Origin of the sequence: Streptomyces sp. NPDC088252 (genome assembly GCF_044740965.1) — a bacterium.
Lineage (GTDB): Bacteria > Actinomycetota > Actinomycetes > Streptomycetales > Streptomycetaceae > Streptomyces.
Genome location: NZ_JBIURS010000041.1, coordinates 17,167 through 41,685 on the forward strand (window position 1 = coordinate 17,167; position 24,519 = coordinate 41,685).

Consider the following 24,519-nt stretch of genomic DNA (forward strand, 5'->3'; position numbering starts at 1 on the left):
TCCTCCTTACGGATGAGATCTCGCCATTCCGGGACCCGATCCGGAAGAACGGCGCGCGCCGCCTTGCGTCGCGCGCCCGGGGCAACCGGGGACCGCCCCCGTACGTCCCACAGGCCACACCATCCATACGGCAGCCGGAAGGGAGTGCGCGGACGTGTCCTGGTTGGTCGCCCTGCCGGCGCTGGACGGACAGGAATACGTATATCTGGTCCGCGCACCGGCGGACGCCCTGCTCGCCGATCTCTTCTGGGCCGCGTTCCACTGCCATGACGACGGCCCGCACCCGCGCGCCTGCGACCGTTTCGACGCGGCTCTGATCTGGCGGGCGGGAGCGGAGGGAAAGGGGCGGAATCCATAGATCTGACGGTTCATCAGTATTGAATGTTCACGTCGGTGCGACTACGTTCCGCGACACCGTAACCCGCCGAGAAGGGGTGGTCGCATGGCCGAAGTCAGTGCAGAGGCTCGCATCGCAGCACCGGCCGAGAAGGTCTGGGCCCAGCTGACGGACTTCACCGCGTACGACCAGTGGAACGCCACCCACACCAGCTTCCCCAAGGGCGGCCCGGCACCACTCGAAATCGCAGCCACCTACGAGGAGAACATGAAGCTCATGGGCTTCCCCGCCGAGGTGACCTGGACGGTGGCGGAGCTGGAGACCGCACGCCTGCTGACCACCAGGGGCAAGGGACCGATGGGCGTCAACCTCGCCATGCGCTATTCGCTGACGCCCGACGGGGATGCGACCACAGTACGTATCGACGGGGAGTTCACCGGCGCCGCGGTCTCCTTGATGGCGGGCAAGCTCAAGGACTCCGCGACCGCCGCCCTGGTCGAGTCGCTGCGCAAGCTGGGCGGGCTCGTCGCCGCCTGAGACCACCGGGACGACGGAAAGGGCCTCGCGGCCCGACCGCGAGGCCCTCGGCGTCCTGCCCACGGGTCAGTGCTCGTCGGCAAGGATCAGATAGAGCTTCTTCCGGGCGTCGTTGATGACCGTGAGCGCCTTCTGGCGCTGATCGGCCGAGCCGGTCTTCCAGACCTGACCGAACGCCTCCATCAGGCCGAAGCCGGCCTGCCGGATCTCGTTGACGCTCTCCCAGTCGACCCCACGCCCGGCTTCCTCCCAGGGCGCGTCGGGACCGGACTCGGCCTCGGTGCGACCGGCATCGGTGAGCGTGAACAGCTTCTTGCCGCCCTCGCTCGCGCTGACGATCAGGCCCTCGTCCTCCAGCAGCTGAAGAGTCGGGTAGACCGAACCCGGACTGGGCCGCCAGGCCCCGCCGCTGCGGTCGCCGATCTCCTGGATCATCTCGTACCCGTGCATCGGCCGGTCCTTCAGCAGCGCCAGGATCGACGCACGCACATCACCGCGGCGCGCCCTCCCTCGGCCGCCACCCCGGCCACGCCCGCCACCGAAGGGGCCACCACCGAACGGCGGACCGAACGGCCCGAAAGCGGCCCGACGCCCCTCGAAGTCACCCCGACCCGGATGACCGGGCCCGCAATGCCCGTGTCCATGCCCGTGCTCGTGTCCACGTGAACGCATCGTTGCATTCCTTTCATCTTTGATCTGTCGCGATGCGTCAACGATATATCGGAACCGATCGCTTGACAAACACCCCGGTCACGCCCCGGATGTCCTCTCTCACGTTCCGGGCGGGGCGGCCTCCAAGCTCACGTCCGGTGGCCGCGATCGAGGGCGGGGTCACTCTCCGAGGTGACTCATGTCCCCCTATGGCCCGTCCCACGGCATCCGCGATGGTCATGCCATGAGTGCGGTACGGGCTCTGCTGGACCCGGGGCTCCGACAGAGGTGCCGTACTTCGATCCGGCTCGGCCGGATCGCGGTGAAGAGGTACGCAAGCCGTTGGGGTGCGCGGCGGTGGTGGCCTTCGAGGTGTGCCGGCCTTCTTCGCGCGGGTGGTCGAGGGGGCCGGGCGGGTGGTGGACTGCCACCCGGCGGACCACGTCGACGCGCGGTCCGCGGCGGCGTTCGCCGCGATGCGCCGCGCATACGAACAGCCAGCGTGGGTCTATCGGTTGGCCAGGGAGACCGACAGACTTCATCGCTCCTCGGACCGGCCCATCGCGCGCGATCATCCCATCGGCCGGAGCGGCGCCGCTCCGGCCGCCGCTGCTCCCGGACCGAGCGCGAGACCCGCCGCCCGGTTGTCGGCGCGCTGCTCTGGAGTCGCCCGCGTGACAGAGCCCTCCTACCTTGCAGCGGTCCGGGAGTCGTACGACACGGTCGCCGCCCCCTACACGGAACTCGTCAAGTCCCCGGCGGAGTTGGATCCGCTGTCACGCGCGATGCCGGCCACGTTCGTCGAACTCGTGCGGGAGGCCGACCGCGGGCCGGTCGCGGACCTGGGATGCGGCCGCGGCCTGGTCACGGCCCATTTGGCCGGCCTGGGCGTGTCCGCGTTCGGCATCGACCCGTCCGCGAAGGTGATCGAGCTCGCCCGGCAGGCCCATCCGAGCCTGGACTTCGCGGTGGGGTCGATGACCGCGCTGGCGATCCCGGACGACAAGCCCGGTGGCGTCCTGGTCCACTACTCCACCCACCACACACCACCAAACTGGCTGTCGGTCGTGTTCGCCGAGTTCCACCGCAGGCTCGCGCCCGGCGGCCATCTGATGCTGGCCGGTCACGTGGGGGACGAACGCGTACGTCGACTCAGGCGTACGGCAGTCATCCGGTGTCCTTCGAGTCGCACCTGCTGCCGATGGAGCGGATCGTCGCGCTGTGGAGCCGGGCCGGGCTCGCCGTCACCGCCCGACTCACCCAGGAGCCGGGCAATGGTAGCGAAGCGAACGGGGTCGCCACGCTGCTGGCCCGGAAGTCCCCACTGCCGTGATCACAGACGCGTCTCCGGACGGCCGGCACGAGGCATGGCTCGAAGCCCGTCAAGGGCCTCCGGGGCTCCGACCAGGCGCCACGACGCAGCGTCGCCGGCCCTTCGCAACGAATCGAAGCACGACCGGCATCCGCCACGGATTCAAGGAGCGCTGTCAGACCAGACAGAACTCGTTTCCTTCCGGGTCGGCCATCAGCACGTGATCGGGCCTGCCCTGCAACTCGTACTCACGGACCACGGTCGCCCCCGCGGCGGTCAGCCGCTCGACCGCCCGGACCACACGGGGCCACCTGACCTCCCAGGGAGTGTCACGACCGCCGCCGACCTGCACGTCCAGGTGCAAGCGGTTCTTCACCACCTTCGACTCCGGCACCTGCAGGAAGGACAGCGTGGGGCCCTCCCCGTCCGGATCGAAGAGGTATGCGCCCTGGTCCCACTCGTCCGGCGGGACCTCGTGATGAGAGAACCATTCCTCCCAGCTCTCGAACCCCGCGGGCGGCGGCTTGGGCGTGTAGTCCAGCGCCAGCGCCCAGAACTCGGCCAGTTCCGCCGGGTGCGCGCAGTCGATCGTCAAAGTCCACTTGGTCGCCATGAGGTTCTCCTCGGTCCGGTCCACGGACCGTACCGTGTGCCACTGACACCCTCCGGTCCGCCGTTTCACGCGCGGCTCTCAACGTCCGGCGCTCGGAACGGCACCGGGGCGGCCGGCACATGGTCGAGACGCTGCCGCACGCCGGACCTTTCGGTCCAGCGACAGGGAATTGGCCTTGGTCTACCGCTCCGCACCGCACGTACGGTCGCGTCATGAGGATCCGAATCGTCGATACGTTCACCGACCGCCCCTTCACCGGCAACCCGGCAGGAGTCCTGCTGCTGGAATCCGGCGCTTTTCCCGACGCCGCGCAACTCCAGCGGATCGCCATGGAACTGAACCTCTCCGAGACCGCCTTCGCCCACCCGCTGCCGCCTGGCGGCGAGGCGGGCTGGGCGCTGCGCTGGTTCACGCCGACCACCGAGGTCGACATGTGCGGGCACGCCACACTCGCCACGGCGCACATCCTGCACACGACACGAACGGCTGGCGGCACAGTGCGCTTCGCGGCGCGCTGCGGCATCCTCAGCGCGACCGCGCACGAGGACGGCACGATCACGCTCGACTTCCCCACAGCCCCGTTGACACCCGAGACCGCCCCGGCCGGCCTGGCCGCCGCTCTGGGCGCGGAGCCGCTCTCCGTCCACGACACCGGTCCGCACATCGGCGACCTGATCGTCGAACTGGCCGACGAGACGACGGTGCGAGGGCTGACCCCGGACCTCACCGCAGTGGCCCGCCTCTCGCGGCGGGGCATCATCGCCACGGCCGCCGCGGAGGATCCCGCCCGCGGCTACGACTTCGTCTCCCGCGGCTTCTTCCCACGCGTCGGGATCGACGAGGACCCGGTGACCGGCAGCGCCCACACCGCATTGGCCCCCTTCTGGTCGGCGCGTTTCGACCGTGCCGAACTGACCGGACTCCAGGCCTCCGCCCGTTCCGGTCTGGTCCGCACGTCGCTGCGCGGCGACCGTACCCTGCTGACCGGCAACGCCGTCACAGTCATCGACGGCGAGCTGCTCGCCGCACTCTGAGCCTTTCGACGACGCCGTCGAGGGCGTACGGGAGCACTCCGTACGCCCTCAGGGCCGAATCATCCGGGCTTCATCGCCCCGCCCCGGCACGACCCAGACACGCCTCGGACCAAACCACGGACCACCAGGCGCACCTCCACGCGCCCCACGGGACGTCCACCGGCCATCGGCCGCGCGATTGGCGCTCACGGCGTGGGCAGCCAACCCACCTTCCCAGCCAGCAGGGCGTATCCGACGAACGCCCCGATGTCGAGCAGTGCATGTGCCGCCACCAGCGGACCGACCCGCCCCCAACGCCGGTACAGAATCACGAAGACCACGCCCATGACCATGTTGCCGATGAAGCCGCCGATCCCCTGATACAAGTGGTAAGAGCCGCGCAGCACCGAACTCGCCACCAGAGCGGCCATCGGTGTCCATCCCAACTGCCCGAGTCTGCGCAGCAGATAGCCGACGACGATCACTTCCTCCACCACGGAGTTCTGCAGCGCGGACAGGATCAGGACCGGGTACTTCCACCACACGTCGGGCAGCGACTCCGGGACCACGGTCAGGTTGAATCCGGCAGCCCGCGCCACCAGATAGAAGGCGAGCCCGGCGCTTCCGATCCCCGCCGCCACCATCACGCCGCGCGCCAGATCCGGCCACGGCCTGGTCCGGTCGAAGCCGATGGCGCGCAGGCCGGAGCCCTCCCTGATCAGCAGATGCGCGACAAGGGCGACGGGCACCAGAGCCGTCGCGATACCGAAAAGCTGCCAGGCGAGATCCAGCCATGGGCGCCCCGGTGCGTGCGAGCTGTTGAGTATCGCGGCCTGTTCCTTCAAACCCCCTGGTTTCGTCAGCGATCCGACAAAACTGATCAGGGCAGACACCCCGCTGGCCCCCAACGAGAGAGCCAGTACCAACATCGTTTCGGACCGCAGGATCCGTCGCGACACAGCCTCTTGAGGGAAAGAACCAGCCACGTACCCCGCCTCCATCTGTACACCTGCCTTGAGTTGTGCATTCACGCCCCATACCGCTCCCCGCCCCGCTAGGGTCTCGAATGCAGGTACGAAGATCATGCGCGACAGGCCGGGGGACGACCACCATTGGCAATGGTGTGGTCCCCCTTTTCCTTGTTCATCCTCAAGGAGGGGCACCACCGACATGGGACGTCACAGCTTGCCCGACGAGTACGCGACCGATGGCAGCGGGGACGGTCCCCCGCCGCGACGTCGGCGCACCGTCGCGATCGCGACCATGCTCGTGCTCGCCGTGGCGGCGGGCACGGCGGTCGCGGCGCAGGGTGGTCTGCTGTCGTTCTCGAAGTCCTGCGAGGACTCCGCCGTACGCCTCTCCATGGTGACCTCACCGGATATCGCCCCCGCCATGCGTGCGGTCGCCGACAAGGCACGCAAGGACGACGTCAGATCCGACGGCCGTTGCCTGTACGTACGGGTGGTCGCCCGCGATTCCTACAAGGTCGCCAGTGCCCTCTCCTCCGGGACGGGTACCCCTGACTACCAGATCTGGCTGCCCGACTCCGATCTCTGGCTCGACCGGGCCAAGGGCTCCGGTGACGGCATCCCGATCACACCGGGCGATTCCATCGCCTCCTCCCCCGTCACCCTGGCCATGGTGCCGTCGGCGGCCAAGAGGCTCGGCTGGCCGAAGAAGAATTACACCTGGGCCGAATTGACGGCCGGGGCCATGGACTCGGACAAGGTGCGCCTGGGTTCGGCCGATCCCGCGCGCAGCGCCACCGGTCTGCTGGCACTCTCCAGCATCGGCGCGTCCTCCGAGAAGCAGGGCGGCGACAGCGACACCCGCGTCGCGGCCACCGCCAAACTGCTCGCGCAGCGCATGTCCGACGGTGACACCCAGGTGCTGGATACGCTGGCGCAGAATGATTCGGGCGCGGAGCAGGGCAATCCGGCACACAATCAGGCGGTGCTCCTCTCCGAGCAGGCCGCCTTCGCGCACAATGCGGAGTCGACCGGCGGCGGGCGGCTCGATCTCTTCTATCCCAAGGACGGCACCCCGCTGCTCAACTACCCCTACACGCTGGTCGACGAGACAAAGATGAGTACGTCCGAGGGCCGGGCGGCACTCCGGTTCATGACGCTGCTCAACGAGCCCGGTGCGCAGTCCACCCTGCGGAAGTACGGCTTCCGGAACGTCGACGGGACGGCCGAGGATTCCGTGGTCGTGTCGGCGGGCGGCAAGAAGCCTCAGCCGTACGCCACCGCGGCCGCCGCCGCACCGTCCGCCGAGGAGCTCCAGCAGACGCTCGGCATGTGGACCATCACGGTGCAGAGCGCGCGGCTGACGACGGTCGTCGACGCCTCGGGTTCGATGGCCACGATCGTGCCGGGGCGCAACCAGTCCCGGATGGACGTCACCAAGGCGTCCCTCATCCAGGCGCTCGACCAGTTCACACCGAACGACGAGATCGGGCTCTGGGAGTTCGCCACCACGCTCGACGGCGACAAGGACTACCGCAGGCTGGTGCCGACGGGTCGGCTCGGCGACCCGGCCAAGGGCGGCGGTACGCATCGCGAGAGGCTCGCCGCGGCCTTCGCCGCGCTGCAGCCGGTGCCGGGCGGTGCGACCGGTCTGTACGACACCGCTCTGGCCGCGTACAAGGACGCCCAGGCGACCTACGTGAAGGGCAAGTTCAACGCTGTGGTGATCCTCACGGACGGCTCCAACCAGGACAACCACTCCCTCTCGCGCAGCGCCCTGATCGCGGAGCTGAAGCGGATCGCCGACCCGGAGCGTCCGGTGCCGCTCCTCGCCATCGCGGTCGGTCCCGAGGCCGACCGCGAGGAGGTCGACGAGGTGGCGAAGGTGACCGGCGGCGGGGGCTACCAGGTCACCGACCCTGCCGACATCCAGGCCGTGATCCTGCAGGCCGTCATGACGGCCGGACAGAGCAACCACACCGCCCAGGAGTAGCGCTCCGCCCGGCGACGGGAGACGACAGCGCCCGCCGGCGCAGGCCACGACGCGGTCGTGGCACGAGGACGACGCCGGGCGTAGGCACCCGCGACAGCGAGGTCGCGGCGCAGGACGCAGCGGACATCGGTACCCGCCACGAAGAAGTCCCACCACGCGGAATCAAGACGGACGCCCGCCACGACGGGGTCATGGCGCGGGGGCACCCGTCGGCCAGCTGTGCACGGGTTCACCGCTGTGCATCAGTTCCGCGTACCGGCGGGTCGTCGCGGCCAGTGCCGCCCGCCGTCCGAGCCCGGCCTCCCGGGCTCGGTGATAGGTGTCCACCTGCCAGGACGCTCCGTTCACCCGCCGCCTGCAACGCTCCTCGATGACCCCGAGGTAGCGGTCACGGTCCGCGGGCTCGATGTTCCAGGCATCGAGCCCCGCTGCCGCCAGCGGCAGCAGTTCGTCCCGTACGAGCTTGACGGCCGGCACCCGGGTCAGCCCGCCCGATCGGCCCGGCCGGGGCCAGATGAGCTCCGCGTCGATGCCGTGCCGGCAGGCGGTGTCGAAATTCTCCGCCGCGGCGGAGAACGGGAGCCTGGTCCACACCGGCCGGGACTCCTCGGCGAGCGCCCGTACGAGCCCGTAGTAGAGCGCGGCATTGGCGATCACATCGGTGACGGTGGGACCGGCGGGCAGGACCCGGTTCTCCACCCGTAGGTGGGGTACGCCGGCGGCCAGCCCGTACACGGGACGGTTCCAGCGGTAGACCGTACCGTTGTGGAGCACGAGCTCCTGCAGCCCCGGCACCCCTCCCTCGGCGAGTACCCGCAGCGGTTCCTCCTCTTCACAGATCGGCAGCAGCGGCGGGAAGTAGCGCAGGTTCTCCTCGAAGAGTTCGTACGCCGATCCGACCCATCGCTCGCCGAACCAGGTCCTGGGCCGCACCCCCTGGTTCTGCAGTTCGGGCGGCCTGGTGTCCGTGGCCTGCTGGAAGAGCGGCGGCCTCGATTCCCTCCACAGTTCCTTGCCGAACAGGAAGGGCGAGTTGGCGCCGAGGGCGATCTGAACCCCGGCCACGGCCTGGGCCGCGTTCCATACGGCCGCGAATCGCGCCGGTGTCACCTGCAGATGCAACTGGACCGAGGTGCAGGCGGCCTCGGGAGTGATCGACGAAGAGGTGGATACCATCCGCTCCACCCCTTGGATATCAAGGAAGAAATCCTCGCCGCGCGCAGCCACCATTTGATCGTTCAGCAGTGTGTAGCGGTCCGCCTCCGAGAGGTTCCCCGCAACGAGATCCGCGTGGCCCAGGGTGGGAAGAATTCCGATCATCACGATCCCGGCATCGACCTCGCTCGCCTTCCGATGGGCATATCCGAGGCCGGTCCTGAGCTCTTCAGCCAGTTGATCGAAAACGCGTCCCTCCAGACGGTGCGGGACTATGTTCACTTCCAAATTGAACATCCCGAGTTCGGTCTGGAAATCACGGCTCGCGATGCGCGGGAGCACCTCGCCATTCATCATCTTCGGCATGCCGTCGGCACCGGCCAGATTCAACTCGATCTCCATGCCCATGAGATTGCGCGGTCGGTCGAACCTCCGCTCCGCCAGGAGCCTCTCCAGCCCCTCCAGGCACTGATGAAGCTTCCTCCGATACCTCTGCCGATCGGACAGGTCAAAGGCGCCCGACACGACCTTCTCCCCCATCGAAGCGTCCCTCCCTCAAGTGGGCGGCCCGCGGCCCAGGCCGCTCGCGTCACGATCGATAATGCCCAGCCCGGTGATCCATAACGCCCCGCGAACGCCGCACACCCAGTAATCTGAACGCGGCCGCCGGTGGCACATTCCCTCGGCATGGAGCAGTTTGCAGTTTCGTTCGGCCGGCAGGCGGAGAAAATGCCGATGCGTTTCGGCCGACCGCGCCCGGGGAAAAATCCCTGGCGGCGGCTGCGCCGCTGACGTCAAATCAGCAGAATCTCCGCATAATAAAGTCTTGATACTGCCTTGTCGGCGACACCTGCGACGGCTAGTGGAATCACTGAGCGAACACGTGTCGTATAAACTTCGCGGACGAGGCAGAGAGTTGATGCACCGGCCCAGTCACCGGCCTCCTCTGGCCCCGCATGCCGACAGCGCCGTCTGCACCCGCCCACGCACCACCGTGTCTCCGAAGTGAGAGGCGACCCACTATGCCGCTGCATGTTCCCCCGGCCCCCGCGCCTGCTCTGCGCAGCGTTCTCGCGGCACTCGGTTCACCCACCGCAGTCCGCGAGGCCCGCACACCTGCTCTGCGATCGGCACAGGGACCGCTGAGCCCCGAACTCCCGCTCCCGGTCCATGTACTGGACCGGATCGGACCGGGCGGGCTGGCACCCGCCACCCGGCTCGCCGCGTGGCGTTTCCTGATCCGCACCTCGGAACAGGCAGTCGCCGCGGCGGACACCATGCTCACTCCGGACGGCTGGACCTTCTCGCACTTCTTCGAAGGCCCCTACATCGCCTCGACCGAACTCGCCCTGCGCCAGGCCGAGACGGTGACACCGCGCTACCAGCCACGACTGCTGTCCATTCCGGAGCTGTACATGCTGGCACTGTGGCTTCACGCCGACCCCGACGCCGACGCGTCCGGCGGGGCACTCGCCCCCGCCGATCTGCTGGTACCACTGGCGCCCGCGCCGCCCGGCATCGCGGCCCATCGCCCGCACCGGGTCGCCGACCTGCTCCGCGTGATGACGCTGCGCATCACCCCGGGCCCCGGCCCCCTTCTCGGGTCACCGGCCTGACGACGGACGCATCCCGCACATCACCGCACTGTGCCCCGCCACCGCTCCGGGTGGCGGGGCACAGTGCCGCGGGGCACACTCGGTGCCCATCCGGACTAGCCCGGTCCGACCACCCCGAACCACCCGAAGGGACAGTGCAGTTGCGGTGAACCGTCCGGCCGGGTGACGCGTCATCGGAGTAAGGAGAAGTGCTGCTGCGAAATCCCTGCGGATTGACGCCCGTAGGGCAACACTGGGACCGGACCGATCGATACGGGGGGCGGCCATGAACACCTCGTCAAGCCGCAGGACACTCACTACAACGCAGCGAAAGAACCCTTCCATGTGCCAGCACCAGCCACCATGCCCGACCGCCGACTCAGCCGACCGGGAGGCCGCCCGCCTTACGGCACACCATCCGGAACAGGGCTGGAGCCTGCTGTGCAACGGCGTCCTGCTCTTCGAGGACACCGGTGAGCTGCTCCCGGACGGGCAGATCATCGCCCCGCACCGGCCCCTGGGAACGGGCCGGGCCGTGAAGGCCGCCTGACCCCGGCCGGTACGAACGGGGGCCGGCCCGGAGAATGCTCCGCACCGGCCCCGACGCATGTCCGCGTCACATCGTGTCGCTCATGCCTCAGTTGTCGTACTCGTCCAGCGGCGGGCAGGAGCAGACGAGGTTGCGGTCACCGAAAGCACCGTCGATCCGGCGCACCGGCGGCCAGTACTTGTCGGCGGCCGAGACTCCGGCCGGGAAGACCGCCACCTCACGGCTGTAGTCGTGCTTCCACTCCCCACCCAGCATCGCCGCGGTGTGCGGAGCGTTGCTCAGCGGGTTGTCGTCCGCACCCCATTCGCCCGACGCCACCTTCTCGACCTCGCCGCGTATGGCGATCATCGTGTCGCAGAAGCGGTCGAGCTCCGCGAGGTTCTCGCTCTCCGTCGGCTCGATCATCAGCGTTCCGGCGACCGGGAACGACATGGTCGGGGAGTGGAAACCGTAGTCGATCAGACGCTTGGCGATGTCGTCGACGCTGACGCCGGTGGACTTGGAGATCGGCCGCAGGTCCACGATGCATTCGTGTGCGACCAGCCCGGCCGGGCCGTTGTACAGGATCGGGTAGTGCGGTTCGAGACGCTTGGCGATGTAGTTGGCGGCGAGTACGGCGACCTGCGTCGCGCGCTTCAGCCCCTCCCCGCCCATCAGGCGCACGTACGCCCAGGAGATGGGAAGAATGCCGGCCGAGCCCCACGGAGCCGCCGAGATCGGCCCGACGCCGGTCTCGGGACCCGCCGCGGGCTGCAGCGGGTGGTTCGGAAGGTACGGCGCGAGGTGCGCACGCACGCCGACCGGGCCGACGCCGGGGCCACCGCCGCCGTGCGGGATGCAGAAGGTCTTGTGCAGGTTCAGGTGCGAGACGTCGCCGCCGAAGCGGCCCGGCTTCGCGAGGCCGACCAGGGCGTTGAGGTTGGCGCCGTCGACGTAGACCTGTCCGCCGGCGTCGTGCACCTCGGCGCAGATGTCCGCGACGTGCTCCTCGAACACACCGTGCGTCGACGGGTACGTGATCATGAGCACCGCGAGCTCGTCGCGGTGCTTCTCGATCTTGGCGCGGAGGTCCTCGATGTCGACCTCGCCGTCGTCGGCGGTCTTCACCACCACGACCTTCATGCCGGCCATCACGGCGCTGGCCGCGTTGGTGCCGTGCGCGGAGGACGGGATGAGGCAGACGGTCCGCTGGTCGTCGCCGTTGGCCCGGTGGTACGCGCGCACCGCCAGGAGGCCTGCGAACTCGCCCTGCGATCCGGCGTTCGGCTGGATCGAGACCGCGTCGTACCCGGTGACCTCGGCGAGGCGCTCCTCCAGCTCACGGATGAGGGTGAGGAAGCCCTGTGCCTGCTCGGCCGGCGCGAAGGGATGCAGCGCGCCGAACTCGGGCCAGGTGATCGACTCCATCTCGGTGGTCGCGTTCAGCTTCATGGTGCAGGAGCCGAGCGGGATCATGCCCCGGTCCAGGGCGTAGTCCCGGTCGGCGAGCTTGCGCAGGTAGCGCAGCATCGCCGTCTCGGAACGGTGCTGGTGGAAGACCGGGTGGGTGAGGATCTCGTCGGTGCGCAGCAGGGCCGCGGGCAGCGCGTCCGCGGCGGCCGCGTCCAGCGCCTCGATGTCCCCGTCGGCGCCGAAGGCGGCCCAGACTGCGGCGATCTGCGTACGGGTGGTCGTCTCGTCGCACGCGAGGGAGACCAGGTCGGCGTCGACGAGCCGGAGGTTGACGCCTCGTTCGCGAGCCGCGGCCACGATGTCCGCGGCCTTCCCCGGAACACGAACGGTGAGGGTGTCGAAGTAGGCGCCCGTCACCACCTCGACACCCGAGGCGCGCAGCCCCTCGGCCAGGATCGTTGCGTAGCGGTGGGTGCGCTGAGCGATCGTCCGCAGCCCGTCCGGGCCGTGGTAGACGGCGTACATCCCGGCCATGACGGCGAGCAGCACCTGAGCCGTACAGATGTTGCTGGTGGCCTTCTCACGGCGGATGTGCTGCTCGCGGGTCTGCAGGGCCAGCCGGTAGGCCTTGGTGCCGTCAGCGTCGACGGAGACACCGACGAGGCGGCCGGGCAGGCTGCGTGCGAACTGCTCGCGTACGGCCATGAACCCGGCGTGCGGTCCGCCGAAGCCCATCGGCACACCGAAACGCTGCGTGGTGCCGACCGCGATGTCCGCGCCCAGGTCCCCCGGTGAGGTGAGCAGGGTCAGGGCCAGCAGGTCGGCGGCGACCGTGACGATCGCACCGAGGTCGTGGGCCTGCTCGATGACGGGCTGGATGTCGCGCACCGCGCCGGAGGCACCGGGGTACTGCACCAGGACACCGAAGACACCGCGCTCGGCGATCTCCGCCGGAATGCCCTCGGCGAGGTCGGCGACGAGGACCTCGACGCCGGTCGGCTCGGCGCGGGTCTCGATGACGGCGATCGTCTGCGGCAGGGCGTCGGCGTCGACCAGGAAGACGCCGTTCTTGACCTTGCCGACCCGCCGCGAGAGCGCCATGGCCTCGGCGGCCGCGGTGCCCTCGTCGAGCAGGGAGGCGCCGGAGGTGGGCAGCCCGGTCAGCTCGGCGACCATCGTCTGGAAGTTGAGGAGCGCCTCCAGGCGGCCCTGCGAGATCTCCGGCTGGTACGGCGTGTAGGCCGTGTACCAGGCGGGGTTCTCCATGACGTTGCGGAGGATCACCGGCGGGGTGAAGGTGCCGTAGTAGCCGAGCCCGATCATCGGGGCCAGCACCTGGTTGCGGTCGGCGAGGGCGCGCAGCTCCGCGAGGACCTCGGCCTCGGTGCGAGCGGTCGGCAGCCGGAGTGCCTCCGCGCTCTTGATGACATCGGGCACGGCTGCCGCGGTGAGCTCGTCCAGCGAGCCGTAGCCGACCTGGGCGAGCATCTTCGACTGTGCCTCGGCATCGGGACCGATGTGGCGCTGCTCGAACGGAATGCCCTGCTCCAGCTGGCAGAGCGGAGTGCGGCGGGGGGTCATGGTGGAGGCCTCCTGGTCTGTCACGACCTGCGAGGGGCACCACGGCGCGGGTGCCCGAACGGCCTCCCCCTCTGTCATCTCAACCTGAGAGCTTCACCGGCGCACCCTGCGGCGCACCGGCTTTCACCGTCGGTGAGGGAAGGAGCCGCATCGGCACTCGGCCGCACGGAACCCGCCCTGCTTTCCAGAGTGACCTCGTCCGTGCGGTACGGGGGCCTGAGAGATTCCGGGGAGGATTTGCTCCTTCGGCGCCTTCGGATCAGCTCCGGAGGACTCTCCCGCACGGGGTCAGCGGCCAATGCCAGCCTACCAGCGGGGTCAGTGGCGCCATTCTCGAGTGGCCAACCCCCCGGATCTGCACTTTTGTAGTGCTTGTGGAGTAGCCGCGACCAATGGGAGGGACCGTGCAGACCGACATCGATCCGCGCAGCCTGATCGGCCGCAAGGCGTTCGACCGCAAGGGCACCAAGATCGGAACCGTGGACGAGGTGTACCTCGACGACGCGACCGGTGTCCCCGAGTGGGCGGCCGTACGCACCGGACTCTTCAGCCGGGACGCGTTCGTCCCGCTGGAACCCAGCGAATTCGTGGAGGACTCGCTCCGCGTCCCCTTCGACCGTGCGCTGATCAAGGACGCACCGGACTTCGGCGTCGGCCGCCATCTCTCGCCCGAACAGGAGCTCCAGCTCTACCGGCACTACGGCCTGGACTCCCCGTTCGAGGAGACCGGCCCGGACAGGGACTTCGGCAGACTGGCCGGCCAGGACGAGTAGTCCACCGGGTTCCGGACCAACGGCAACGGCTCGGCCGGCTGCAGGGCCGGATCGTCGATCCGGAACGTCCGCACCCGGCCGGGTGCCGACTCCGGTTCCTCGAACCGCACCGTCACCCGGCCGATGCCGCTGCCCTGCACCCAGCCATGGCCGTATGTGTCATGGCGTACGTCGTGTCCGGCGGTCCAGCGCCGTGCGGCCGGCTGCTCTGCGCTCCCTGGGGGCTCCTCCGGCGCACCGCTCCCCGGCTCCTGCCCACGGCCTCCTGCTGCCGTCTCCTTCTCGGCCGCTTCCCCGGTCGCGGCCCGCTCACCGGCGGCCTGTGCGAAGAGATCCTCCTGGGTGTAGTCGGCGAGCCCCGTGACGCCCACACCGAGGAGCCGCACGCCTCCGGTGGTGTCCACAGCCTCCAGAAGCCGTGCGGCGGCCTCCCGGACCACCGTGGGGTCGTCCGTGGGCCCACGCAGCGTCTCCGACCGTGTGAGCGTGGAGAAGTCGTACCGGCGCACCTTCAGCACCACCGTCCGACCGGACCGCCCCGCCCCCCGCAGCCGCTGGACACATCGGTCGGCCAACCGCTCCACCTCCGTCCTGACCCGCACCCGGTCGTGCAGGTCCGCGTCGAAGGTGTCCTCCACCGACACCGATTTGGCGTCCCGCTCCGCGACCACGGGCCGGTCGTCGTACCCGAGCGCCATGCGATGGAGCGAGCCTCCGTGCGCCCTCCCCAACAGGCGTACGAGCTCCGCCTCACCCGCCTCGACGAGGTCGTCCACCGTCGTCATCCCGGCGCGGCGCAGATGGTCCGCCGTCGCGGGTCCGACGCCGGGGAGGATCCGTACCGGCATGGGTGCGAGCAGCTCCCGCTCCGTGCCCGGTTCGATGAGCAGCAGCCCGTTCGGCTTCGCCTCCTCCGAAGCGATCTTGGCAAGCATCTTGGAACCGGCGAGCCCGACCGAACCGGTGAGCCCGGTGACCGCTTTGATGGCCGTACGCAGCTGCTCGCCGACCTCCCGCGCGGAGGCCGAGTCGTCGGCCGCCCCGCCTGCCTCCAGGTCCACGAAGGCCTCGTCGAGACTGAGCGGCTCCACCAGCGGGGAGAGCCGCCCCAGCAGCTCCATCACCTGGTCGCTGACCGTCCGGTACAGGAGGAAGCGCGGCACCAGATAGGCCGCGTTGGGGGCCAGCCTCCGCGCCTGCGCCATGGGCATCGCCGAGTGCACCCCGAAGCGCCGCGCCTCGTACGAGGCGGTGGCGACGACTCCGCGGGGCCCCAGCCCACCCACCACGACCGGTTTGCCGCGCAGGCTGGGCTTCGATGCCTGCTCGGCGGAGGCGTAGAAGGCATCCATGTCGAGATGCAGGATGGTGGGCGCGGCTCTCACATCAATCGATGCTGCCCTACGGCACTGACAATCGCCGCGCCCGATTCCGGTACGGGGTCAGCCGGCGCGGTTGCGTCGCCGCGCGAGTTCATCGGTGGGATTGTTCCCGATCAGTGTCTCGCCGGTGTCCACCCGCTCACCGTGCAGCTGTGACAGCGCCGCATCCACGTCCTGCCACACCACGCCCACAGCGATACCGAAGACCCCCTGGCCACCCTGGAGCAGACTGACGACCTCGTCCGGCGAAGAGCACTCGTAGACCGTCGCGCCGTCGCTCATCAGCGTCATCCGCTCAAGATCCTGGAATCCGCGGGCCCGCAGGTGTTGAACCGTGGTGCGGATGTTCTGCAGGGCGACGCCCGTGTCCAGGAAACGCTTCACGATCTTCAGCAGGACGACGTCCCTGAAGCTGTAGAGCCGCTGCGTGCCCGAGCCGTATGCCGGGCGCACACTCGGCTCGACCAGCCCCGTACGGGCCCAGTAGTCGAGCTGCCGATAGGTGATCCCCGCAGCTGCGCAAGCCGTCGGCCCGCGATATCCGATGTCGTCGGCCGATGCCACGCCGCCCCCCGCCACCGCCGCCGGTTGAACCGGTTGCCTGATGGTGTGGCCGGCTGTACTCCCCTGCTGCGGATACGGCCCACCCGCTGCCGTACCGTCGCCGCTGCTTCTCACGCCGACCTCCGTCCTTGTCCTGCCATCTCGAAGGTAGGCAGTCACTCGGGGTGCGTCAACGATCGCCACACTCGGCACGCCGAGTGATAATCACCCTGAGGGTGGTTTCACGTGACGTGCGAGCGGGAAAGGCTTGTCGGATGCGCTGACGGCAGCCCCGCAGAACGGTCACTGACTGTTGGTACCGAAGTCCTCCGGTGAGATCTGGTCGAGGAACTCGCGGAACTTCTCCACTTCGTCCTCCTGCTCGTCCGGGATGGCGATACCCGCGTCGTCCAGCACCCCGTCACTGCCGTAGATGGGCGTTCCGGTGCGCAGGGCGAGCGCTATGGCGTCGGACGGCCGCGCGCTCACCTCGACCCCGCTGGCGAAGACCAGCTCCGCGTAGAAGACCCCTTCCCGCAGGTCCGTGATACGGACCTCGGTGAGCTCCTGGCCGACGGCCTCGAGCACATCCTTGAAGAGGTCATGGGTCAGCGGCCTGGCCGGTGCCATGCCCTGCTGGGCAAAGGCGATCGCGGTCGCCTCACCAGGACCGATCCAAATGGGGAGGTACCGGTCGCCTCCCACTTCACGCAGGAGCACGATCGGTTGATTGGAGGGCATTTCCACCCGGACACCCACAACGTCGAGCTCGTTCACACAGCAACCCTAGGACGTGCTCGGCAGGTTTGGGTAGTCGGGCACCGACGTGATCAGTGGAACCGGACCCGCAGAGCCGCCTGCACCAAGGCCGAATGAAGCCGTACTGACAGCTCTCCGAGCTCCCGCGCGGTGGCCTCCGCGTGTGCCCTGGTCTGCGGATTCCGGTGTCGGCGCAGGGGCGCGACCACCTGCTCGACGAGTCCGGCCTCACGGTCCGCGGCCGCTCGCATGGCGCGCAGGTGACGCGGTTCCAGACCGAATCGGCCCAGATCCGCCACAAGCTTGGCCACCGTGACCATCTCGGCGTCGTACCCACCTTCGGAGGTCGGAACGACCAGACCGTACGACTCCCACTCGGCGAGGTCACTCTCGGTGACCTCGGCGGCTGCGAGCAGTTCGGTTCTGCCGATCCGGGCTGCGGTAGCCCGTCCGGGCTCCGCCTCCCAGCCGCCGTCGGTCAGATCCCGGGGACCGCCTCCGGACGGCAGGGCGGACTTCTCACCGCGGGCAAGGGCCTCCAGATGTTCCCGGATGACCTTCAGCGGCAGATAGTGGTCCCGCTGCATACGCAGCACCTGAGCCAGCCGCTCCACGTCGGCCCCACGGAACTTGCGGTAGCCGGAGGGGGTCCGCTGCGGCTCGACGAGCCCTTCGGCCTCCAGAAAGCGGATCTTGGAGATCGTCACCTCGGGAAACTCGTCCCGCAGCTGCAGGAGCACCGTGCCGATGCTCATCGGGCGGTCGTCGGCGGTGGCGGTGCCGTTACCGGCACCGCCCGTCGGTGTTCTCAGCATGGACCTTCCCTGACGGGTCAGATGCCCCGCTGGCTCGCGTAGAAGACCAGCCGGTACTTGCCGATCTGCACTTCGTCGCCGTTCGACAGTGCGACGGAGTCGATGCGCTCGCGGTTGACATAGGTGCCGTTCAGGCTGCCGACGTCCCCGACCGTGAAGCTGCCGTCAGGCATCCTGTGGAACTCCACATGCCGCCGCGACACCGTCACGTCGTCGAGGAAGATGTCGCTCTGCGGGTGGCGGCCGGCCGTGGTCAGCTCCCCGTCGAGCAGGAAACGGCTGCCCGAGTTCGGACCACGTCGCACCACCAGGAGCGCCGAGCCGAGCGGAAGAGCGTCGACAGCTGCCTGCGCCTCGGGCGAGAGGGAAGGTACAGGCGTCTGCCCGGTGGCCTCCGCCTCGTACGCCTCCAGACCGGAGATGGAGATGGTCGAGGTCGTCTCCGAGGCACGCTCGGGAATTCCGCCCCTCAGCGGCGCACCGCAGTTGGAGCAGAAACGACTGGCCTCGGCGTTGCGATGTCCGCACCTCGTACAGACCGGCATGGACGAACCCTCCTGCCCCGGGCTGAACCCTCCACCCGTACTTGAGGTTGACGGTTCCCCGAAACCTATGCGGCCGGCACCGGCAGGGTCAACGGACGACGCGCCGGAAACTCCCGAATTGTCACCGCTCGAACCGGATACCTGATCGCGGTAGAGCGGGCGCTGCGAGCCCTGCTCATCCGCCTGTCCATGGCGCGGTGCGCGATGGCGGGCAGCCTCATCGCGAGCGCTCTTGCCGAACAACTTCCCAAACAACTTCACGGGCGATTCCCCTTGACCGAAATAGACCCGCCCGTGGGGCAGGACGAACCCTGAATGAACACACCTGCCGACCCGGACATCTTCACAACGTCCGTATCCACTCGACAGTTTCCACCACGCACCACCTTTACGATGCGCCGACCCCCCGCAACCTCCCGCCCGTGTCCTTCGACCCCTCCGCGTCGCCGCCTCACCGTGTCGACGACCGAGCGTAGTCAGGCCGCTTCGCCGGTCGCAAGACATCCACGACGATGTCGTCGGCCTGCTCCACATGCACGGTGGCCTGCTCCTTCTCCAGTGTCTGCACCACACCCCCGGGGATGTTCAGAGCCGGCTCCAGATCCTGGGGCTTGCCGATCACCTTGAACACATACGGCGCGGTGATCTTACGATCGTCAACCTTGACATGGCCGCCGTCACCAGAAAAGTAGGTATTGGCCACCACCCTCACCCCGTTGACCTCGATCGCCTCGGCGCCCGCCGCGCGCAACTCCTGGAGCGCATCGAGCAGCATGTCCGCCTTGACCCCCTCCCCGGGGTCATTGACCGTGAGCGTGATCCCGGGACCGTGCGCTGCGACGGTGCCCGCGAGGATACCGAGTTGCCGCTCCTTCTCGACCGTCTGCTTGCGCGCCTCCTCGGCCTGGTCGGAGCTGTTCTCCAACTCCGTGCGCTGGGCGTCGAGGCGCTGCTTCTCGTCCTCCAGACGCTGCGTACGGTCGTCCAGCTCGTCGAGGATGCGGACCAGGTCCTCCTGACGGGCACCACGCAGAGCGCTGTTGTCGCTGTTCGAGCGCACCTGAATGGCCAGCCCGAGACCGAGGACGAACAGCAGTAGCGCGACGATGAGTTGGGCCCGTGTCACCCGTGGCGGCCACAGCCCGGCGATCAGCCTCTGACGCCCGGTGAGCTCCTTGGCGGCACCGGCCGACTGCTCGCCGGTGCGCTCCTTGGCGCTGGGAAGTTCTTCGTTGCTCATCGGCCTCAAGCCCGGAAGACGTGCCGTCGGATGGCCGCGGCGTTGGAGAAGATCCGGATCCCGAGCACGACCACCACACCGGTCGAGAGCTGCGCTCCGACGCCCAGCTTGTCGCCCAGGAAGACGATCAGCGCGGCCACCACGACGTTCGACAGGAACGACACGACGAAGACCTTGTCGACAAAGATTCCGTCGAGCATGGCCCGCAGACCGCCGAAGACTGCGTCCAGGGCAGCCACGACGGCGATCGGGAGATAGGGCTCGACCACAGCCGGCACCTCGGGTCGGACCAACAGTCCGACCACGACTCCCACGACGAGGCCCAGTACGGCGATCACGATGTGCCCTTCCTTGTGTCTGCCGCACCACTGCCGGTGTCTGCGGCCTTATGAGGCTCTGCTGTTCGTACGATCAGGCTCGGCGCGACCGGGAGGCTCACCTTCTGCTGCACGGACATGCTCGTCCGGATGTCGAAGGTGTCCTTGAGCGCCTGCAGGTACTGGCCGTCGGCACTGGCCTGGAATGCGCTGCTGAGCGGCTTTCCGTCCCCCGCCGCCAGCACCGTGTACGGCGGCACGAGCGGTCTGTTGTCGACCAGTATGGCGTCGCCGGCCGCGCGGATCGCCGACAGTGCCGTCAGCCGCTGCCCATTGATCGAAATCGCTTCCGCGCCGGACTGCCACAGGCCGTTGACGACCCGCTGCAGGTCCCGGTCGCGAACCCGACCGGTGTCGGTGAATCCGCTGGTCTCTCTGGGCCCGCCACCACCTTGATCGGTGCCCTCGGCATCGTCGACCACGAGTTTCACGCCGGGCCCTACCACCGGCGTCGCCCCGGCGAGCAGCGCCACCAGCTCTCCCTGGTCCCCGCCGTGCTTCTCCAGGGCCTTGCGCTGACGTCTGCCCACATCGTCGCGGAGCTTGTCGACCTGCGCCTCAAGGGTGTCGGCCGCCGACGTCTCTCCGTCGATACGGTCGATCAGTTCCTCGCGTTCCTTGGCGAGGACCGGCGCGGAGACGCGTGCCTGCGCAGCCCCGAGCGTGACGACGAGGGCAGCGAGAACCAGACATGCCGCGAGACCGAGTTTCGACTTGAGCGTGCGGGGCAAACCCGCGCTTCCGTCGGCCTTGCGACGTGCCGACGCCTCGGCGTATCCGTCGTCCAGGCTGTGGTCCATCACGTTGGTCAGCAGCGACATGGACGCGTCGGGGCGCGCTCGTGGCGGGGCGGTACTCCGATCGGGGGTCTGCTGCGACATGCCGCACATCGTCGCACGTCGCCACCGCTACCGCCGAATGGCCCCACCGGTGCGCCCGGAGACGCCATGGAGCGCCACCGGGCTCACCGATGAAACCTTCACTGACCTGCGCTGTCCACGACTCCAGCCCATTCGTCCAGCAATGCCTGCGCGGAGGCGTCATCCGGGCCCTCGGCCCACAAATGGGTGACAGCCTCGGCCGGGTCCGGCAGCACCATCACCCATCGCCCGTCGGCCTCGACGACCCGCACACCGTCGGTCGTATCGACGCTGCGGTCCCCGGCAGCCTCGACGACCCGCCGCATGACCATGCCCTTCACCGCCCAGGGTGTGGCCAGATCACGGCGTAGTACGTGGGCACGGGGAATACGGGCATCGATCTGGCTCAGAGTGAGCTGGGTCCTGGCGACGAGCCCGAGAAGCCTCACGAAGGCGGCGGATCCGTCGAAGACACTGCTGAATTCCGGAACGATGAAGCCGCCGCGGCCGTCTCCACCGAAGATGATGCCCTCCTCACGTCCCACGCGCGTCAGATCGTCGGGCGACGTCGTCGTCCACTCGACCTGCGTGCCGTGGTACGCCGCGACCTGCTCGGCGACCCGGGTCGTGGTCACCGGCAGCGCCACCCGCCCGCTGCGTCGCTCGGCCGCCACGAGGTCCAGCATCACCAGGAGCGCCCGGTCGTCCTCCACGATCCTGCCCCGTTCGTCGACCAGGGAGAGCCGCTCGCCGACCGGATCGAAGCGCACACCGAACGCGGCTCGCGCCGAGGAAACGATCTCGCCCAGCCGCACCAGCCCCGACCGCCGGGTTTCGGCGGACTCGGTGGGCCGCGACTCGTCGAGCCCTGGGTTGATCGTCAACGAGTCCACACCGAGCCGTCCCAGCAGGCTGGGCAGAACAAGGCCCGCACTGCCGTTGGAGGCGTCGACGACCACCTTGAGACCCGCGTCGGCGATCCCGGCGGTGTCCACGTTGCGCAGCAGCGACCCCGTGTACGAGTCGAAGACGCTGGACGGGAAGTGCAGATCCCCGATCTCTCCGGGGAAGGCCCTGCGGTACTCCTGACGTGCGTATACCCGGTCCAGCTTCCGCTGCCGTGCCTGGGAGAGATCGGCGCCCCGCTCGTCGAAGAACATGATGTCGACCGAATCGGGCACACCGGGAGACGTACGGATCATGATGCCGCCGGCGCTGCCCCGTGCCGTCTGCTGGCGCGCGACGGGCATCGGTACGTTCTCCAGGTCCCGTACGTCGATGGCACTGGCCTGAAGCGCAGAGATCACCGCTCTCTTCAGCGCACGCGCACCACGGGAGTGGTCACGCGCGGTGGTGACCGTCGAACCCTTCTTCAGGGTCGTGGCATACGCTCCCGCAAGCCGGACCGCCAGCTCCGGCGTGATCTCGACGTTCAGAATCCCGGACACCCCGCGGGCTCCGAAGAGATGGGCCTGTCCACGCGATTCCCAGATCACCGAGGTGTTGACGAAAGCTCCGGCCTCGATGGTCTTGAACGGGTACACGCGAACATTTCCCTGAATGATCGATTCCTCACCGATCAGACACTCGTCCCCGATGACCGCGCCGTCCTCGATGCGGGCGGCCCGCATCACGTCGGTGTTCTTACCGATCACGCATCCGCGCAGATTGCTGTGCTGGCCGATATAGACGTTGTCGTGCACCACGGCTTTGTGCAGGAAGGCGCCGCTCTTGACGACCACATTCGACCCGATGACCGTGTGCTCACGAATCTCCACCCCGGCTTCGACTTTCGCGTAGTCCCCGATGTACAGGGGACCCCGCAGTACCGCGTCGGGATGTACCTCCGCCCCTTCTGCGACCCACACACCCGGCGAGATCTCGAAGCCGTCGATCTCGACGTCGACCTTCCGCTCAAGGACGTCGGCCTGGGCCTTCACATAGCTCTCGTGGGTGCCGACATCCTCCCAGTAACCCTCGGCGACATAGCCGTAGATCGGCTTGCCTTCCTTCATGAGCTGCGGGAAGACATCACCGGACCAGTCCACCGAGACATCGGCTTCGACGTAGTCGAACACCTCGGGTTCCATCACATAGATGCCCGTGTTGACCGTGTCCGAGAAGACCTGACCCCAGGTGGGCTTCTCCAGGAAGCGCTCGACCTGGCCCGCCTCGTCCACGATGGTGATGCCGAATTCGAGAGGATTCGGCACGCGGGTCAGGCACACCGTCACCAGACCGCCTTTTTCCTTGTGGAAGGCGATGAGGTCGGTGAGATCGAAGTCGGTGAGCGCGTCGCCCGAAATAACGAGGAAGGTGTCGTCCTTCAGTGCTTCTTCGGCATTCTTCACGCTCCCCGCGGTGCCGAGCGGCTTCTCCTCGTTGGCGTAACTGAGCTCCATCCCGAGCTCTTCGCCGTCCCCGAAGTAGTTCTTGACCAGCGAGGCGAGAAATTGGACCGTCACGACGGTCTCGTTGAGCCCGTGCCGCTTGAGCAGCCGAAGCACATGCTCCATGATCGGCCGATTGGCGACGGGCAGAAGCGGCTTGGGCATGCTTGAGGTCATGGGGCGAAGACGAGTGCCTTCGCCGCCAGCCATCACGACGGCCTTCATGTCGGAAACGTCCTCCTTGAAGAGACGACGGTCAAGCCGACTTCGCCCGCCGGGGCGCCATCCGGGTCATCAGCGGCGGGTCGGCCACACTGCGCGACACCGCGTCAACGAGCTCAATCGGCTACTGCATCCGCCTTGACGAGTCGGCGGACCTGAACCACGTAGAGGATCCCTGCCCACCAATAGAGCGTTGTACCCCAACCTGCGAACGCCCATCCGAAAATGGCGGCCAGCGAAGCCAGCCAACCACTTCCGTCACTGAGCAGCAACAAGGGGAACGCGTACATCAGGTTGAACGTGGCAGCCTTCCCCAGGAAGTTCACCTGGGGGGGCGGATAGCCGTGCCGTCGGAGAATTCCCACCATCACGAGGAGCATGAGTTCGCGTGCCAGAAGGGCTGCGGTGAGCCACAGCGGCAGAATCTCCCGCCAGGTCAGCCCGACGAGGGTGGAAAGGATGTAGAGGCGGTCCGCAGCAGGGTCCAGAAGCCGGCCGAGGCTGCTGATCTGGTTCCACCGGCGGGCGAGCTTACCGTCGAGGTAGTCGCTGATACCGCTCAGCATCAGCACCAACAGGGCCCAGCCATCGCTTTTCGGCCCGCCGAACTCGGGGCGAAGAATCAACCACAGGAAGAGCGGAACCCCGACAAGGCGCGCCATGCTGAGGATGTTGGGGATGGTGAGTACCCGGTCCGTCTGAACCCGAGTCTCCTGGACCTCCACCCGGGGGCCTCCTGTGTGAAGAACGTGCCAATGATGCCCCCTGACCCTACCGTCAGCCGCCGCCAGCAGACACACGGGGGTAACGCAGGCATCTCGTGAACGCGGAAAAGCCCCGTGCCACAAGGACACGGGGCTTCCCGTAAAAGGAGTTCGGCGGCGTCCTACTCTCCCACAGGGTCCCCCCTGCAGTA

22 protein-coding genes, 1 pseudogene and 1 riboswitch are annotated in these 24,519 nt (G+C 68.3%); of the genes and pseudogenes, 8 read left to right on the forward strand and 15 right to left on the reverse strand.

Annotated features, from left to right (window positions below):
- Nucleotides 1–154: 154 nt before the first annotated feature.
- Complete coding sequence (locus ACIOHC_RS40990) at nt 155–358, forward strand: hypothetical protein (protein WP_351083413.1); 204 nt, start codon at nt 155–157, stop codon at nt 356–358.
- Between the two features lie 84 nt (nt 359–442).
- Nucleotides 443–874: an SRPBCC family protein gene (locus tag ACIOHC_RS40995; protein ID WP_351083411.1), complete on the forward strand. Its 432-nt coding sequence runs from the start codon at nt 443–445 to the stop codon at nt 872–874.
- Nucleotides 875–940: 66 nt separating this feature from the next.
- Here the strand turns inward: ACIOHC_RS40995 and ACIOHC_RS41000 are convergent, their stop codons facing one another.
- On the reverse strand, nt 941–1,546 hold the full coding sequence (locus ACIOHC_RS41000; RefSeq protein WP_365693165.1) for a PadR family transcriptional regulator: 606 nt from the start codon (nt 1,544–1,546) through the stop codon (nt 941–943).
- Nucleotides 1,547–2,199: 653 nt separating this feature from the next.
- On the opposite strand from ACIOHC_RS41000, the pseudogene ACIOHC_RS41005 reads away from it, so the two are divergent.
- Nucleotides 2,200–2,858, forward strand: a pseudogene (locus tag ACIOHC_RS41005) (class I SAM-dependent methyltransferase).
- Nucleotides 2,859–3,012: 154 nt separating this feature from the next.
- Here ACIOHC_RS41005 and ACIOHC_RS41010 read toward each other — a convergent pair.
- A complete protein-coding gene (locus ACIOHC_RS41010; protein ID WP_351083457.1) occupies nt 3,013–3,450 on the reverse strand; it encodes a VOC family protein in 438 nt (145 codons plus the stop codon).
- 212 nt (nt 3,451–3,662) lie between these two features.
- On the opposite strand from ACIOHC_RS41010, the gene ACIOHC_RS41015 reads away from it, so the two are divergent.
- Nucleotides 3,663–4,484: a PhzF family phenazine biosynthesis isomerase gene (locus tag ACIOHC_RS41015; RefSeq protein WP_351083407.1), complete on the forward strand. Its 822-nt coding sequence runs from the start codon at nt 3,663–3,665 to the stop codon at nt 4,482–4,484.
- Nucleotides 4,485–4,669: 185 nt separating this feature from the next.
- Here ACIOHC_RS41015 and ACIOHC_RS41020 read toward each other — a convergent pair whose 3' ends face one another.
- Nucleotides 4,670–5,464, reverse strand: a complete 795-nt coding sequence (locus ACIOHC_RS41020) for a type II CAAX endopeptidase family protein (protein ID WP_351083455.1) — start codon at nt 5,462–5,464, stop codon at nt 4,670–4,672.
- Between the two features lie 169 nt (nt 5,465–5,633).
- On the opposite strand from ACIOHC_RS41020, the gene ACIOHC_RS41025 reads away from it, so the two are divergent.
- Entirely contained in the window at nt 5,634–7,424 is a 1,791-nt protein-coding gene (locus tag ACIOHC_RS41025) for a substrate-binding and VWA domain-containing protein (protein WP_351083404.1), read from the forward strand.
- Nucleotides 7,425–7,613: 189 nt separating this feature from the next.
- Here ACIOHC_RS41025 and ACIOHC_RS41030 read toward each other — a convergent pair whose 3' ends face one another.
- On the reverse strand, nt 7,614–9,119 hold the full coding sequence (locus tag ACIOHC_RS41030; RefSeq protein ID WP_351083402.1) for a glutamate-cysteine ligase family protein: 1,506 nt from the start codon (nt 9,117–9,119) through the stop codon (nt 7,614–7,616).
- Between the two features lie 482 nt (nt 9,120–9,601).
- Between ACIOHC_RS41030 and ACIOHC_RS41035 the strand changes: the two genes are divergently transcribed.
- Both ACIOHC_RS41035 and ACIOHC_RS41040 read left to right on the forward strand, forming a co-directional pair.
- A complete protein-coding gene (locus ACIOHC_RS41035) occupies nt 9,602–10,195 on the forward strand; it encodes a hypothetical protein (protein WP_351083400.1) in 594 nt (197 codons plus the stop codon).
- Between the two features lie 322 nt (nt 10,196–10,517).
- On the forward strand, nt 10,518–10,724 hold the full coding sequence (locus tag ACIOHC_RS41040; protein WP_351083398.1) for a DUF5999 family protein: 207 nt from the start codon (nt 10,518–10,520) through the stop codon (nt 10,722–10,724).
- An 87-nt stretch (nt 10,725–10,811) separates the two neighbouring features.
- Here the strand turns inward: ACIOHC_RS41040 and gcvP are convergent, their stop codons facing one another.
- A complete protein-coding gene (gcvP, locus tag ACIOHC_RS41045) occupies nt 10,812–13,697 on the reverse strand; it encodes an aminomethyl-transferring glycine dehydrogenase (protein WP_365693162.1) in 2,886 nt (961 codons plus the stop codon).
- A gap of 194 nt (nt 13,698–13,891) precedes the next feature.
- A riboswitch (glycine riboswitch) is annotated at nt 13,892–13,988 on the reverse strand.
- A gap of 101 nt (nt 13,989–14,089) precedes the next feature.
- Between gcvP and ACIOHC_RS41050 the strand changes: the two genes are divergently transcribed.
- The gene (locus ACIOHC_RS41050) at nt 14,090–14,470 is read left to right on the forward strand and encodes a PRC-barrel domain-containing protein (RefSeq protein WP_351083394.1); all 381 of its coding nucleotides are present in this window, start codon (nt 14,090–14,092) and stop codon (nt 14,468–14,470) included.
- Here ACIOHC_RS41050 and ACIOHC_RS41055 read toward each other — a convergent pair.
- From ACIOHC_RS41055 to ACIOHC_RS41100, 10 genes are all read right to left on the reverse strand, one after another.
- On the reverse strand, nt 14,395–15,855 hold the full coding sequence (locus ACIOHC_RS41055) for a DNA polymerase IV (protein ID WP_365693160.1): 1,461 nt from the start codon (nt 15,853–15,855) through the stop codon (nt 14,395–14,397). The genes ACIOHC_RS41050 and ACIOHC_RS41055 overlap by 76 nt on opposite strands.
- A gap of 57 nt (nt 15,856–15,912) precedes the next feature.
- The gene (locus tag ACIOHC_RS41060) at nt 15,913–16,458 is read right to left on the reverse strand and encodes a MerR family transcriptional regulator (protein ID WP_376325267.1); all 546 of its coding nucleotides are present in this window, start codon (nt 16,456–16,458) and stop codon (nt 15,913–15,915) included.
- A gap of 240 nt (nt 16,459–16,698) precedes the next feature.
- Nucleotides 16,699–17,172 (reverse strand): bifunctional nuclease family protein, encoded by a 474-nt coding sequence (locus tag ACIOHC_RS41065; RefSeq protein WP_006123076.1) that lies wholly within the window; start codon nt 17,170–17,172, stop codon nt 16,699–16,701.
- Nucleotides 17,173–17,225: 53 nt separating this feature from the next.
- Nucleotides 17,226–17,969, reverse strand: coding sequence for a MerR family transcriptional regulator (locus ACIOHC_RS41070; RefSeq protein WP_351083390.1), 744 nt, complete (start codon nt 17,967–17,969; stop codon nt 17,226–17,228).
- Between the two features lie 17 nt (nt 17,970–17,986).
- On the reverse strand, nt 17,987–18,775 hold the full coding sequence (locus ACIOHC_RS41075) for an FHA domain-containing protein (RefSeq protein WP_351083388.1): 789 nt from the start codon (nt 18,773–18,775) through the stop codon (nt 17,987–17,989).
- 190 nt (nt 18,776–18,965) lie between these two features.
- The gene (locus tag ACIOHC_RS41080; RefSeq protein ID WP_351083387.1) at nt 18,966–19,754 is read right to left on the reverse strand and encodes a DUF881 domain-containing protein; all 789 of its coding nucleotides are present in this window, start codon (nt 19,752–19,754) and stop codon (nt 18,966–18,968) included.
- Nucleotides 19,755–19,759: 5 nt separating this feature from the next.
- Entirely contained in the window at nt 19,760–20,092 is a 333-nt protein-coding gene (locus ACIOHC_RS41085) for a small basic family protein (protein WP_003970459.1), read from the reverse strand.
- Entirely contained in the window at nt 20,089–21,012 is a 924-nt protein-coding gene (locus ACIOHC_RS41090; protein WP_365693158.1) for a DUF881 domain-containing protein, read from the reverse strand. Before ACIOHC_RS41090 ends, ACIOHC_RS41085 begins: the two co-directional genes overlap by 4 nt.
- Nucleotides 21,013–21,110: 98 nt before the next feature.
- Nucleotides 21,111–23,606 carry a mannose-1-phosphate guanyltransferase gene (locus ACIOHC_RS41095; protein WP_351083382.1) on the reverse strand — a complete coding sequence of 832 codons (2,496 nt, stop codon included), beginning with the start codon at nt 23,604–23,606 and terminating at the stop codon, nt 21,111–21,113.
- 113 nt (nt 23,607–23,719) lie between these two features.
- The gene (locus tag ACIOHC_RS41100) at nt 23,720–24,328 is read right to left on the reverse strand and encodes a CDP-alcohol phosphatidyltransferase family protein (RefSeq protein WP_351083380.1); all 609 of its coding nucleotides are present in this window, start codon (nt 24,326–24,328) and stop codon (nt 23,720–23,722) included.
- Nucleotides 24,329–24,519 lie beyond the last annotated feature (191 nt).